Annotated in this window: 13 protein-coding genes; 4 read left to right on the top strand and 9 right to left on the bottom strand. The window is 64.8% G+C overall.

From position 1 onward, the window contains the following. Positions 1-215 precede the first annotated feature (215 nt). Together MTX19_RS03110 and MTX19_RS03105 are read right to left on the bottom strand one after the other, a co-directional pair. The gene (locus MTX19_RS03110) at positions 216-1157 is read right to left on the bottom strand and encodes a DMT family transporter (RefSeq protein WP_280984676.1); all 942 of its coding nucleotides are present in this window, start codon (positions 1155-1157) and stop codon (positions 216-218) included. Positions 1158-1300: 143 nt separating this feature from the next. Continuing rightward, positions 1301-1789 (bottom strand): transcriptional repressor, encoded by a 489-nt coding sequence (locus MTX19_RS03105; RefSeq protein ID WP_280974501.1) that lies wholly within the window; start codon positions 1787-1789, stop codon positions 1301-1303. A 158-nt stretch (positions 1790-1947) separates the two neighbouring features. Here MTX19_RS03105 and MTX19_RS03100 point away from each other — a divergent pair, with 158 nt between their 5' ends. From MTX19_RS03100 to MTX19_RS03085, 4 genes are all read left to right on the top strand, one after another. Further along, positions 1948-2427: a MarR family transcriptional regulator gene (locus tag MTX19_RS03100; RefSeq protein ID WP_280982393.1), complete on the top strand. Its 480-nt coding sequence runs from the start codon at positions 1948-1950 to the stop codon at positions 2425-2427. Next, positions 2420-3583: an HlyD family secretion protein gene (locus tag MTX19_RS03095; protein ID WP_280982392.1), complete on the top strand. Its 1164-nt coding sequence runs from the start codon at positions 2420-2422 to the stop codon at positions 3581-3583. Before MTX19_RS03100 ends, MTX19_RS03095 begins: the two co-directional genes overlap by 8 nt. 188 nt (positions 3584-3771) lie before the next feature. Further along, complete coding sequence (locus MTX19_RS03090) at positions 3772-5328, top strand: MDR family MFS transporter (RefSeq protein ID WP_280982391.1); 1557 nt, start codon at positions 3772-3774, stop codon at positions 5326-5328. 290 nt (positions 5329-5618) lie between these two features. Continuing rightward, positions 5619-6929, top strand: coding sequence for an ABC transporter substrate-binding protein (locus MTX19_RS03085; protein WP_280982390.1), 1311 nt, complete (start codon positions 5619-5621; stop codon positions 6927-6929). 226 nt (positions 6930-7155) lie between these two features. Here MTX19_RS03085 and MTX19_RS03080 read toward each other — a convergent pair whose 3' ends face one another. The 7 genes from MTX19_RS03080 to pcaF form a co-directional block, all read right to left on the bottom strand. After that, entirely contained in the window at positions 7156-8325 is a 1170-nt protein-coding gene (locus MTX19_RS03080) for a Gfo/Idh/MocA family oxidoreductase (RefSeq protein ID WP_280985840.1), read from the bottom strand. Between the two features lie 15 nt (positions 8326-8340). Further along, entirely contained in the window at positions 8341-9186 is an 846-nt protein-coding gene (locus tag MTX19_RS03075) for a shikimate dehydrogenase (protein ID WP_280982388.1), read from the bottom strand. Positions 9187-9208: 22 nt separating this feature from the next. Next, entirely contained in the window at positions 9209-9673 is a 465-nt protein-coding gene (locus tag MTX19_RS03070; protein ID WP_280982387.1) for an SRPBCC domain-containing protein, read from the bottom strand. Between the two features lie 10 nt (positions 9674-9683). Beyond that, positions 9684-10007, bottom strand: a complete 324-nt coding sequence (locus MTX19_RS03065) for a metalloregulator ArsR/SmtB family transcription factor (protein WP_280982386.1) — start codon at positions 10005-10007, stop codon at positions 9684-9686. Positions 10008-10174: 167 nt separating this feature from the next. Beyond that, positions 10175-10777 carry a protocatechuate 3,4-dioxygenase subunit alpha gene (pcaG, locus tag MTX19_RS03060; protein WP_280982385.1) on the bottom strand — a complete coding sequence of 201 codons (603 nt, stop codon included), beginning with the start codon at positions 10775-10777 and terminating at the stop codon, positions 10175-10177. A 1-nt stretch (position 10778) separates the two neighbouring features. Then, positions 10779-11480 (bottom strand): protocatechuate 3,4-dioxygenase subunit beta, encoded by a 702-nt coding sequence (gene pcaH / locus MTX19_RS03055; protein WP_280982384.1) that lies wholly within the window; start codon positions 11478-11480, stop codon positions 10779-10781. A 106-nt stretch (positions 11481-11586) separates the two neighbouring features. Continuing rightward, complete coding sequence (gene pcaF, locus MTX19_RS03050; RefSeq protein ID WP_280982383.1) at positions 11587-12795, bottom strand: 3-oxoadipyl-CoA thiolase; 1209 nt, start codon at positions 12793-12795, stop codon at positions 11587-11589. Positions 12796-12916 lie beyond the last annotated feature (121 nt).

Raw genomic sequence — 12916 nt, 5'->3', positions numbered from 1 at the left:
AAACGCGAAGCGAAAAATTGTCCGTCGGGTTGATTTGTCGCACCGCGCCATGCTGCTTCCCCGTCATGCTGAGGAGCGCGGAACGCGCGTCTCGAAGCACGACGGCCACCGGCCGGGCCGTGCATCCTTCGAGGCTCGCTTCGCGAGCACCTCCCAGCGACAAAGGCGTAGCCTTTGCGCGGGGATGACGGGGACAGAACTCAGCCTCACTCAAGTCACGCCGGGACGTTCGGATCCGGCGTCACCTTCGGATCGGGCTTGTTGACGAGATAGAGCCCGGCAATCACCAGCAGCGCGGCGACGCCGAACACGGCGGTCAGCGTGTCGTGCATGATGAAATAGGCCGCGACCACGCCGAACAGCGGCGTGATGAAGGTGAAGGCCGAGAGCTTGCTCGCCGAATAGGTCTTCACCATCGCGAACCAGATCACGAAGGTGCAGCCCACCACCCAGATCGCCTGATAGACGAGCAGCGAGATCGACAACGCGCTCGGCATGTGCGTGATGTGCTCGCCCGAGATCCAGGAGGCGAGCGCGAGGATCGGAACCGACACCGCCGCCTGATAGCCGAGCGCCTTTTCCGGCGCGGCCTTGCGCAAGTTGGTGCCCTTGGCGACCAGCGTGGTCGCCGCCCACAGCACGCCGCCGCCGACCACCAGGAGGTCGCCGAGCAGCACCTTGGCGTCGACATTGGGCTGCGGCACGCCGATCGCGAGCGCGACGCCGGCAAAGCTCAACGCCAGCCCGCTCCACTGCACAGCGCTGAGCCGCTCACCGAGGAACTGGTGCGAGCCGAGCGCGACGAAGAACGGCGCGGTGTAGAGGAAGACCGATGCCCGCGAGGCTGAGGTGAACACCAGCCCGGTGAAGATCAGCACGAACTCGACCCCGAACATCAGCCCGGCGACAAGGCCGGGCAGCAGCGTGCCGTCACGTTCGAAAAATTTCACGCCGCGCATCCAGCCGACGATCAGCATCACGGGCAGCGCGCCGGCGGAGCGGATCATCGCCTGCAGCATTGGCGGCACATCGGGCAGCGCGAGCTTGACCGCGAGCTGATTGAAGCCCCAGCTCACGCACAGCATCAGCATGATCGCGATGGCGCCGGGCGGCAGCCCGTGCCCGGCGGTGACTGGTCTTGCGGCGTTGGTGGTGATCGCTTGCGTCGACACGTTTCCTCGAGGCCGGCTTGATGCCGTGTTGTTCTGTGACTTATTGGGATCGCCGACTCACCTCCCCCGCTTGCGGGAGAGGGGGCGCAGCGTCTTCGCGGTGATTGTTGGCCCAAATCGCATAGCCACTACGATTTCTGGCAATGCGCGCAGGTGCCGGCGATCTCGACGACGGACAGTTTCGGGATGAAGCCCGAGGCCCGCGCCGCCGCGGTGAGGCTTTGCGCGACGGGTGCGGCGGGGATTTCGCCGACCGAGCCGCAATGGTCGCAGATCAGGAACGCCACCATCGAGGTCTCGTCATGGTCGTGCGCGCAGGCGAGGAAGGCGTTGCGGCTCTCGATGCGGTGGACGAGGCCGTTCTCCATCAGGAAGTCGAGCGCGCGGTAGACGGTGATCGGCGCCGGCCGCGGCATCGACTTGGCGAGCTCGTCGATCACCTCATAGGCGCCGAGCGGGCGGTGGCTGGCCAGCAGCGCCCCCAGCACCTGGCGACGGATCGGGGTGAATTTCTGCCCCCGGCGGGCGCACACCTGCTCGGCATGGGTCATCGCGTCAGCGGCGCAACGGCCGTGATCGTGATCGGGCGCGGGGAATGTCGGCTTGGCCAGGCTCATTTGATCCGAAACGTAACATTTTTGCGCCCGGTCCCAAAGCCCGCGCCGGCCGTCCCGCCCCTCCAGCCATGTGTGCAGTGCGGAGCAGCCCTCCGTTAACCTAGCATGCAGATTTAATAAGCAAGCTTATTATATCCCAAGCTTATGGAGGCAGGAGCATGCCCGGGTCCGTGGAGACCAATTTCCTTTTTACGCTTGGCGAGGTGTTCCGGCTGATCCGCGTCTACGCCGACAAGGAGGCCGCGCGCTATGGCATCACCCGCGCGCAATGGGCCGTCCTGACCAAGGTGGAGCGCAATGAGGGCCTGAAGCAGACCGAGCTCGCCGAGCAGCTCGATATCCAGCCGATCACGCTGACCCGGCTGATCGACAAGCTCTGCGACAGTGGCTGGATCGAGCGCCGCGGCGACGAAAACGACCGCCGCGTCAACCGCCTCTATCTGAAGAAGGCCGCGCACCCCCTGCTCGGCAAGCTCGCCGGCCTCCGCTCCGAACTCACGACGACTGCGCTCGAGGGCATCAATCCCACTGATGCGCATCGCCTGCTCAGCCAACTCGAATCGATCAAGGAAAACGTTCGCAATGCCATCCAAAGCCCAGCCAGCGACTCCTCCCGAAAGGAACAGCGCTATGGCTGAAACCGTCCTCAAGCTGGCACCCGAGCAGAAGAGCAATCCGGAAACGCCCGCGCCCGAACAGATCACCCGCAAGCCGCGCCGCAGCCTGATGACCCGCCTGCGGCGCCGTCGCCGCACGCTGCTGCTGGTGGTGCTGCCGATCGTAGCGGTGATCGGCGGCGTCGTGTTCTATCTCAATGGCGGCCGCTATGTCGGCACCGACGACGCCTATGTCGGCGCACAGAAGGTGCTGATCACGCCGGAGATCTCCGGCAAGATCGACAAGATCGTCGTGAGGGAAGGCCAGCACGTCAAGAAGGGCGACGAGCTGTTCGAAATCGATCCGGTGCCGTTCCGCCTGGCGGTCGCCCAGGCCAAGGCGGCGCTCGACCAGACCAGGACCACCTATGACAACCTGGTCGACAACATCAAGATCAACACCAAGATGCTCGAATTCGCCCAGCAGAGCATCGAATTGAAGAAGCGCGACGTCGAACGCAAGTCGACGCTGGCCAAGCAGAATTTTGGCTCCCAGCTCGACCTCGACAATGCGGCGAACGCGCAAGTCACCGCCGAGAGCCTCGCGCAGTACATCCGGCAGCAGATCTCCAACGCCAGGACGCAGCTGCTCGGCAATGTCGACCTTCCGATCGAGCAATTCCCGCCCTACGCCCAGGCCAAGGCGAAGCTCGACGACGCGCAGCGCAACCTCGATCACACCGTGCTGCGCGCGCCGATGGACGGCGTTGCGACCCAGGTCGACCAGATCCAGCTCGGCCGCTTCGTCGCCGCGGGCTCGCCGGTGTTTTCCGTGATCGACGTCGATAATCCCTGGGTCGACGCCAACCCGAAGGAAAGCGACTTCACCTATGTCGCGGTGGGCCAGCCGGTCACGCTCGACGTCGACGCCTTCCCCAACCACGTGTTCAAGGGCACGGTCGGCTCGCTCTCGCCGGGCACCGGCGCGCAGTTCGCAATCCTGCCGCCGCAGAACGCCACCGGCAACTTCGTCAAGGTGGTGCAGCGCGTGCCGGTGCGCATCTATTTCGACAAGGACGATCCGTTTGTCAAAAAGCTGAAGGCGGGCATGAGTGTCTACGCCACGATCGACACCAACCACCGCCGCACGCTGGCCGGCCTGCTCGGCCTCGCGCCGGCGTCCGCCCAGCAGGACTAAGGTTGATTGGGTCGCACCGGCGACCGCGAAGACAATGCGCTCCCTCTCCCGCTTGCGGGGGAGGGTTGGGGTGGGGGCTCCCTCCACGAGTCACACTGTGGAGAGAACCCCCACGCGGCGCGCCGCGCGCACCGACCTCCCCCGCGAGCGGGAGAGGTGACTTCATCGCAAGAACAGGACTGAACTGAATGACCGAGCCGTTGCCATCCGCCGTCCCCGGCCTGCGCCGGAACATGGTGACGGTCTGCGCCATGACGGCGACGATCATGCAGGCGCTGGACACCACCATCGCCAACGTCGCCCTGCCCTACATGCAGGGCTCGCTGTCGGCCTCGCAGGACCAGATCAACTGGGTGCTGACCTCCTACATCGTCGCGGCCGCGATCATGACCGCGCCGGTGGGATGGATCGCCAACCGCTTCGGACGCAAGCGCATCTTCATCATCTGCTCGGCCGGCTTCACCATCGCTTCCGTGCTGTGCGGGCTCGCACAGGACATCAACCAGATGGTGCTGTTCCGCCTGTTGCAGGGCGTGTTCGGCGCGGCGCTGGTGCCGCTGTCACAGGCTGTCATGCTCGACTCCTACTCGCTGCACGAACGCGCCACCGCGATGGCGATCTGGGGCATGGGGGTGATGCTGGGCCCGATCATGGGCCCCTCGCTCGGCGCCTGGCTCACCGAAACCTATTCCTGGCACTGGGTGTTCTTCGTCAACCTGCCGTTCGGACTGCTGACGGTGCTCGGCCAGATCATCTTCATGGACGAGACCAAGCAGGACCGGACGCGGCGGTTCGACTGGTTCGGCTTCATCGCGCTCGCGGTCGGCGTCGGCGCGTTGCAGCTCGCGCTCGACCGCGGCGAGCAGCTCGACTGGTTCGAATCCAACGAGATCATCGCCGAGTTCATCATCTCCGGCGTCGGCTTCTATTACTTCTTCGCGCATTCGCTGACGACGTCGAGCCCCTTCGTGCAGTTCGCGCTGTACAAGGACAAGAACTTCGTCACCGGCAGCGTCTTCATGATCGTGATCTCGCTGTCGCTCTATTCGACCATGGCGCTGGCCTCGCCTTACCTGCAGAACGTGATCGGCTATCCGATCATCACCGCCGGACTGCTGCTGGCGACCCGCGGCAGCGGCACCCTGGTTGCGATGATGATGGTCGGCCGCCTGATGAAGTATATCGAGGCGCGTACGCTGATCATCGCCGGCCTCGCGCTGATCGTGATCTCGCTGTTCTACATGAGCGGCTGGACCGACCAGACCGGCGTGCCAGAGATCGTGACCTGGAACATCGTGCAGGGCTTCGGCTTCGGCCTCGTCTTCGTGCCACTCTCCACCGCCTCGTTCCTGACGCTGCCCGCTTATCTGCGCACCGACGGCACCTCGATGCTGACGCTGGTGCGCAACATGGCGAGCTCGATCGGCATTTCGCTGGTCACCGCCGAATTGACCCAGGGCAGCCGCCGCACCTACGCGATCCTGTCGGAGCACATCAATCCGTTCAACCACGCGCTGCAGATGCCCGACGTCGCCGCCAAGCTCAACCTGAACACCGACACCGGACGCGCGCTGGCCGACGTAATGCTCAAGCTGCAGGCGGAGATCATCGCCTTCGCGCACGACTACCAGCTGATGATGATCTTCATCCTGGTTTCGCTGCCGCTGGCGATCCTGATCAGCTCGACCAAGACCACGCTGCGCAACCAGTCCGGGCCGTCGGACCATGCGGCGGTGATGGAGTAGAAGCCGTCGTCCGCGCCCCGATCGCACGGCCAGACCTCCTTTTCCGTGTCATCGCCCGCGAAGGCGGGCGATCCAGTACGCCGCGGCTTATCGGTTCAATCACAACTGTCTCTGGAATACTGGATCGCCCGGTCAAGCCGGGCGATGACAGCTTAGCAAGCCCAACGCTCCTCCTAACGAACGAGACGGGACGCACCGCAATCGCGTTGACTTTCCGCCGCGCGCTCCCAATACTTCTCAAAAAACAAGCAAAAATCCGTCAAAAATGACGATTGCAAGGGGAGGACACTATGCCGACTTCACGCAGGACGCTGCTGAAGACGTCTGCGGCTGCCGCCGCTGCCTTCAGCTTCGATTGGACACGCGCGCAGGCTCAGGCCGAAACGGTGCGCATCGGCTCGGTCTATGACATGACCGGCCCATTCGCGGCGGGAGGCTCGGTCGCCTCATCTGTTGGCACCGACATCGCGATCGAGCTCTGCAACGAGCGCGGCGGCATCGGCGGCAAGTACAAGGTCGCCACCCTCAAGGTCGATTCCCAGAGCAAGGCCGACGTCGCCATCAACGAGGTCGAGCGGCTGATCAACCAGGAGAAGCTCGACATCATCGCGGGCGTGTACTCCAGCGCGCACGCGGTGCCCCTCGCCGCCAAGGTCGAGCAGCACAAGAAGATTCTCTGGATCACGACAGCGGTTTCGACCGCGGTCTTCAAGGACCGGAACCTGCGATATGTCTTCCGTGCGCAGATCCATTCCGATCAGTACGGCCAGGCCTTTGCGGGCTTCCTCGCCGAGCACACCAAGGCCAAGCTCGGCATGGAGCCGAAGGACGTCAAGGTCGCGCTGATCCACGAGGACGGCCCCTATGGCGTCGGCGTCGCCGCCGCCGACGAGACGTTTGCCAAGCAGGCCGGGCTGCAAATCGTGCTCAAGGAAGGCTATTCGGCCTCAGCGCCCGATCTCTCCGTGCTGGTGACCAAGTTGAAGCGCGCGAAAGCGGACATCATCTCGCACGCCGGCTACAACCCCGATATCACCCTGTTCCTGCGCCAGGCGCGCGAGAGCGGACTGAAGTTCAAGATGCTGTTCGGCGCCGGCGCGGGCTACAGCCAGCTCGACAAGCTGCGCGCGACCTTCGGCGCCGACATCGACAATTTCTGCAACATCGATCCGGTGCCGGCGCAGCTGCTCGATCCCGCCAAGCTGGCGCCGGGGGTCGGCGATCTCACCAAGATCATGGTCGAGCGTTACAAGGCGAAGACCAACGCGACCGATGTGCCGCCGCACTGCTCGATGGGCTTCAACCAAACCTGGATCCTGCTCAACAACGTGCTGCCGGTCGCCAAGGAGAAATATGGCGGCTTCGATCCGGAAGCGATCCGCAAGGCGGCGCTCGACGTCGACATCCCGCCCGGCGGCACCATCCAGGGCTATGGCGTGAAGTTCTATCCGCCGGGCACGCCGTTGGCCGGCCAGAACGAGCGCTCGACGCCGGTCGTGATGCAGAACGCCGGCGAGCACATCTCGGTGGTGTGGCCGACCAACATAAGGACACAGGATCCGGTGTTCCCGCTGCCGAAGAGCTCGATCTACGCGGCGTAGGGTCGGAGATTGCGGCCGCATCGGCAGTCGCACCCTCTCCCCTTGTGGGAGAGGTGGCTTCGATGCAGCGCATCGAAGCCGGGTGAGGGGTCTCTCTCCACGCGTGACTCTCTCGCGATTTACGCTTGCGGTGACAACCCCTCATCCGACGCGCTTACGCGCGCCACCTTCTCCCACAAGGGGAGAAGGGAAGAGGGGCACTACCGACGCCTTCTCTCGAGATATCTCACAACATCACCCGCCTGCCCTCATCCGCCGCCCAATAGCCGGCGTAGTTCACCTTCGTCGTCTCATAGGCCAGCGCGAGGTCGGCGAGCGGCTGGCGGCCGGTCGCGACGCATTCCATGAAATCCTGGATCTCCTGCAAATAGCCGCGGGTCCATTCCTCCTCGAGACAGACATATTGCCAGCCGGTTTTGCGATCGACCTTCTCGGTGATGTAGACGGACGCGAGCTTCTCCTCAGAGGTCTGGTAGCTCACTAGCTGCGTGTTCGGCGTGATGTTGGCGAACAATGAGCCGCTGGAGGTGTAGGTCTCGATCAGATTGCGTACGCCGCCCATGATCATGTCGCCGGAGAACACCGTCGCCTTGGTGCCGTCGGAGAAGGTCAAGGTCAGCGTGCCCCAATCCTCGACGTCGACCGGATTGGCCTTGATATAGGCGCGCTCCTCCGGCTTGAGGCCGGCGGTGACGTTGCCGACGTCGCAGATGACGCTCGCAACCGTGATCGTTTCGCCGCGCGCGCGGGCCTCGACCTGCTTGAGATAGAGCACCGCCGACAGCGGATGGCAGCCCATGCGGATCAGCGAGCCGCCACCGGTCATCGCCCATTGCGCGGCGTGCGCCGCATGCGAGCCGGAATGGCTCTCCTCGCCCTTCATGAACAGGATCTTGTCGCCTGTCGCGCGGATGATCTCCGCGGTCTTGGTCACGGCCGGGGCATAGATCCAGTCCTCGGCATACATGAAGAGCTTCCCGGTTCGCTCGATCGCGGGGCGGGTTTTCTCCATCTCCTCCATCACGCGCTGGTACATCAGCGCCTTCGGCACATGCCTGCCGATCGGCTCTCTGTCGCCGTCCCGGCCGAAATAGCCGCTGAACGGCTTCTCGCAGATCACGTGCTTGCCGGCCTGCATCGCCGCGACGATCATCGCGGCGTGCAAATTGGGCGGCGTGCAGATGTCGACGACATCGAGCTCACGGTCGGCCGCGAGCTCGGCGAAGCTGCGATAGGTGGTCGGGATCTGATGCTTGCGCGCGAACGCGACGACGTGATCGCCACGCGCCGCGACCGCCCTCACCTCGACGTCGACGCCGTAGACGCGCCGGTAGGCAACCATATGCAGCTCCGACACGAAGCCGCAGCCGGTCAGACCGATCCTGATTTTCGCCATGGGAACGCCTCTGCGTCACGCCGGCGAAGCGTAGCGCTTCGCCATCACCGCGTCGAATGCAATTCCCATGACATCCGGCGACGGCGTCATCCCCGTGAACAGGGCGAACGCATCTGCGGCGGCGTTGATCGCGAGATCGCGGCCGGTCAGCACGGCGGCGCCCGTGGCCTTCGCCGCGGTGAGCAGCGGCGTCCAGAGCGGAGTGTAGACCGCGTCGGCGACCCACATCGATGGATGCAGCAACTCATCCGGCACCGGCGACGCAAGGCTCGGCAGCATGCCGACCGGCGTCGCATTGATCAGCCCAGCGGCGCCTTCGACCGCGGCCGCGATGCTGCGAACCGCGACGCCGCCCTGCAATTGGCGGGCAAGCTGCGCGGCTCTGGCGGGTTCGGCATCGAAGATCCTGATGTCGCCAACGCCGAGGCCGGCGAGCGCGAAGCCAATCGCCTTGCCGACGCCGCCGGCCCCGATCAGCGCGATCGCGCCGCGTGGCGTAGTCGCGAGCAGCGGTTCGATCGCGCGTGCAAAGCCTGTCGCGTCGGTGTTGTGCCCGACCAGCCGCGGGCCGTCGACGACGATGGTGTTGACCGCGCCGATCGCGCGCGCGTCCGGCGTCAGCTCGTCCAGCAGCTCGACGACGGCCTCCTTGTAGGGAAAGGTGACGTTGACGCCGGCAAAGCCGAGGCGCCTGACGCCGTCGAGCATGGCGCGCAGATCGTCGCGCCCGGCGGCCGCCACTTCGATCAGCTGGTAGTGGCAGTGAACGCCGAGCACGGTAGCCGCCTGCTCATGCATCGCGGGCGCGGCCGAATGCGCGATCGGATATCCAATCAGACCCGTGAGGAAGCGGTCGCGCATCGTCCCTCGAATGCGAAAGCTTTCAGCTCATGCCGTCGAGCCGAGCATAGCTCGCTTCCATGCCATGCTCCATACCGGTCGCGAGCATCGCTGCGCGCGTCTCGGCATCGGGCAGCGTCATCCGCATCGTCATCAAGGTGCCGCTGCCGTCGGGCTCGAAGCGGGTCTCGACATGATTGTCCGGCGTCGGATCGGGCAGATGCATACGCTCGACATGGACGATGCGGCTGAAGGGCTCGAGCTCGAGATATTCGCCGGTGAGGTGAAATCCGCCGCCCTTGCCGTCCGTCCACTCGTAGCGGATCTTGCCGCCGGGACGCGCTTCGCTGATGCAGACCGGCATGGTCCAGCCCTCCGGGCCGAGCAGCCACTTCTGCAGCAGCTCGGGCTCGGTGTGCGCGCGGTACACCGCCTCGGGCGGAGCTTTGAAACGTCTGACAACGACGACATGGCGGTCGCCTTCAGTCTTCAGCGCCAGCTTGCTCATGTGGGACCTTTCACTTTTCAGGCTTCATCGCGGCCAGCACTCCGTCCAGCCGGTCGTAATTGGTTTCCAGCGCACGCCGCAGCATTCCGAGCCATTGATCGATCTCGGCGACCGCCTTTGGCGCGAGCCGGCATGGCCGCTTGGTGCCCTCGATCCGCCGCACGATCAGGCCGGCATGCTCGAGCACCTTGAGATGACGGGAGATCGCCGGCTGGGTCATGTCGAACGGCTCGACCAGCTCCATCACCGTCGCCTCGCCCAAAGCGAGGCGCGCCAGGATCGCGCGGCGGGTCGGGTCGGCGAGCGCGGAGAAGGCGGCGTCGAGGTCGGCCATGCTTAGTTCCATATCGATTATATAACATATACGTTATATAACTGATCACGCATAGTCAAGCGAAATCCGCTGCGAAGGCGCGCAGCGGATTTTGGGGGACGCTTAGGGCTGGATTCGTGTGCGCGGCCGATGGCGCGCCGTGGCAGGCGCAGTTCGCGACGGCGTCGCTAGACGTCGAAGAACACCGTCTCGTTGTCGCCCTGCAGGTGGATGTCGAGCGTGTAGACGTTGCCCGCACCCGCCTTGCGCTTGGCGATCAGGGTCGTGCGACGATCTTCTGGCACCAGCGCCAGCACCGGATCGCTGGCGTTGCCGGCTTCGTCGTCGAAATAGATCCGCGTGTAGAGATGCAGCAGCATGCCGCGCGCGTAGACCGCGAGCAGGATGTGCGGCGCCTGCGGCTTGCCGTCGGGATCCGGCACCACACCCGGCTTGATGGTGTCGAAGGCGTAAGCGCCGCTCGCATCAGTGCCGCAGCGGCCGAAGCCCTTGAAGGAAGAATTCGGCAGCGCGCGCTTGTCCTGCGGATCGGAGAAGCGGCCCTGGGCATCGGCCTGCCAGATCTCCAGCATGCAGTCCGGGATCACGGCGCCGTCGCCGTCATAGACCTTGCCCTCGATGCGGATGCGCTCGCCGGAGACGTCGGGCGTCAGCAGGTTGTTGGTGAAGGCGTCGTTCCACGCATATTCGCCGTTCGGCGTCAGGCCGTACTTGAAATAAGGGCCGACGGTTTGCGACGGCGTGATGCCATCGGGACGCTGGTTCGACACGTTACTTGGTCTCCATCGGCGTGGCGTTGCGCCCGCGCAGCACGATATCGAAGCGGTAGCAGAGCGCCCATTCCGGCTTGGTGTTTTCGAGATCGAACGACGAGATCATCCGCGCCCGCGCCTTCTCATCGGTCACCGAATTGAAGATCGGATCGAACGGAAACAGCGGGTCGCCCGGAAAATACATCTGCGTGACCAGCCGCGAGACGAAGGAGGGGCCGAACACCGAGAAGTGGATATGCGCGGGCCGCCAGGCATTGTGATGATTGCCCCAGGGATAGGCGCCGGGCTTGATGGTGATGAACTTGTAGTAGCCCTTGGCGTCGCTCTGGGTGCGGCCGGCGCCGGTGAAGTTCGGATCGAGCGGCGCCGGATGCTGGTCGACGACGTGGATGTAGCGGCCGCAGGCATTGGCCTGCCACAGCTCGACCAGCGTGTCGGGCACGCCGCGGCCATCCTCGTCGAGCACATAGCCGTGCACGATGATGCGCTCGCCGAGCGGCTCGCCCTTGTGCTGGATGGTGAGATCGTTGTCGTGCTCGCGCACGGTCTCATGACCATAGACCGGGCCGGTCAACTCCGAGAGTGTATGCCGCATCGGGATCAACGGCTTCGAAGGCGCGCGCTTGATCGTGGAGCGATAGGCCGGTGACAACCGCGCCGGATGCGCTGCGAGCGACTGCAGCGGATATTGAAGGGTCATGGCAAATTCCTCCGTGGGCCCGCATGCCAGCGAGCCCTGCCGAAGATCATTATAGGACATAACCAATTCGGGGAAGGGCTGTTTTCAGCCCTTCCAAGCCATTGGCCTAATTGATCTTTTCGATCGCGACCGCAACGCCCTGGCCGACGCCGACGCACATAGTTGCCAAGGCAAGCTTCCCGCCCCGCCTCTCCATGCCGTGCACGGCGGTCAGCGCCAGCCGCGCGCCGCTCATGCCGAGCGGATGGCCGAGCGCGATCGCGCCGCCATGCGGATTGACGAAATCGGCATCTTCCTTGACGCCGAGCTGACGCAGGCAGGCGATGCCCTGCGAGGCGAAGGCTTCGTTGAGCTCGATCAGGTCGAAGTCCGACACCTTGATGCCGAGGCGTTCGACCAGCTTCTTGGTCGCCGGCACCGGGCCGATGCCCATGATGCGCGGCGGCACCGCAGCCGACGCGAGCCCGAGGATCTTCGCGCGCGGCGTCAAGCCGTGCTTCTTCACAGCAGCCTCGGAGGCGAGGATCATCGCAGCCGCGCCGTCATTGACGCCGGAGGCGTTGCCTGCGGTCACCGTGCCCGGATTGCGCACGATCGGCCGCAGCTTGGCGAGACCCTCGAGCGTGGTCTCGGGGCGCGGATGCTCGTCCTTGTCGACGGTGATGGGACCGGCCTTGCCGCCGGGCGCCTGGATCGGGATGATCTCCTCGGCGAAATAACCCGATGCGATAGCCGCGCCTGCGCGCTGCTGCGAGCGGATCGCGAACGCGTCCTGATCGGCGCGCGACACCTGGAATTCTTCCGCGACATTCTCGCCGGTCTCCGGCATCGCATCGACGCCGTACTGCGCCTTCATCAGGGGATTGATGAAGCGCCAGCCGATCGTGGTGTCGTAGATGTCGGCCGAGCGCGAGAACGCTTCCGCCGCCTTGCCCATCACGAAGGGCGCGCGCGTCATCGATTCAACGCCGCCGGCGATCGCGAAATCGATCTCGCCGGCGCGGATGGCGCGGCCCGCGGCGCCGACCGCATCGAGGCCGGAGGCGCAGAGCCGGTTCAAGGTCTGGCCGGGAACCGAATCGGGCATGCCGGCGAGCAGCAGCGCCATGCGCGCAACATTGCGATTGTCCTCGCCGGCCTGGTTGGCGCAGCCGAAAAAGACCTCGTCGACCTCAGACCAATCGAGCGTCGGATGCTTCGCCATCAGCGCCTTGATCGGGGCCGCGGCGAGATCGTCGGCGCGGACCTTGGCGAGCGAACCGCCGAAACGGCCGATCGGAGTCCGGACGGCATCGCAAATGAACACATCACGCATTGAATCTCTCCCTGAATGCCGTGGCTTAGGCGCTGGATAGGCCGGAACTTGAGGTGAGTTTTAGGAGTGTGCCCGCGGCAGGTCAATTGATGCGCCTGCGCGCCATGCACGCATTACCGTG

The sequence above is a fragment of the Bradyrhizobium sp. ISRA464 genome (assembly GCF_029910095.1).
Taxonomy (GTDB): Bacteria; Pseudomonadota; Alphaproteobacteria; order Rhizobiales; family Xanthobacteraceae; genus Bradyrhizobium.
Note: the sequence above shows the minus strand (reverse complement) of the source record. Positions and strands in the feature narration are given on the sequence as shown.

Excerpts from the sequence above, each read along its gene's own strand:
- MTX19_RS03105 (WP_280974501.1), bottom strand. The coding sequence starts at position 1,789 with ATGAGCCTGGCCAAGCCGACATTCCCCGCGCCCGATCACGATCACGGC.
- MTX19_RS03100 (WP_280982393.1), top strand. The coding sequence starts at position 1,948 with ATGCCCGGGTCCGTGGAGACCAATTTCCTTTTTACGCTTGGCGAGGTG.
- MTX19_RS03095 (WP_280982392.1), top strand. The coding sequence starts at position 2,420 with ATGGCTGAAACCGTCCTCAAGCTGGCACCCGAGCAGAAGAGCAATCCG.
- MTX19_RS03090 (WP_280982391.1), top strand. The coding sequence starts at position 3,772 with ATGACCGAGCCGTTGCCATCCGCCGTCCCCGGCCTGCGCCGGAACATG.
- MTX19_RS03085 (WP_280982390.1), top strand. The coding sequence starts at position 5,619 with ATGCCGACTTCACGCAGGACGCTGCTGAAGACGTCTGCGGCTGCCGCC.
- MTX19_RS03080 (WP_280985840.1), bottom strand. The coding sequence starts at position 8,325 with ATGGCGAAAATCAGGATCGGTCTGACCGGCTGCGGCTTCGTGTCGGAG.
- MTX19_RS03075 (WP_280982388.1), bottom strand. The coding sequence starts at position 9,186 with ATGCGCGACCGCTTCCTCACGGGTCTGATTGGATATCCGATCGCGCAT.
- MTX19_RS03070 (WP_280982387.1), bottom strand. The coding sequence starts at position 9,673 with ATGAGCAAGCTGGCGCTGAAGACTGAAGGCGACCGCCATGTCGTCGTT.
- MTX19_RS03065 (WP_280982386.1), bottom strand. The coding sequence starts at position 10,007 with ATGGCCGACCTCGACGCCGCCTTCTCCGCGCTCGCCGACCCGACCCGC.
- pcaH (WP_280982384.1), bottom strand. The coding sequence starts at position 11,480 with ATGACCCTTCAATATCCGCTGCAGTCGCTCGCAGCGCATCCGGCGCGG.
- pcaF (WP_280982383.1), bottom strand. The coding sequence starts at position 12,795 with ATGCGTGATGTGTTCATTTGCGATGCCGTCCGGACTCCGATCGGCCGT.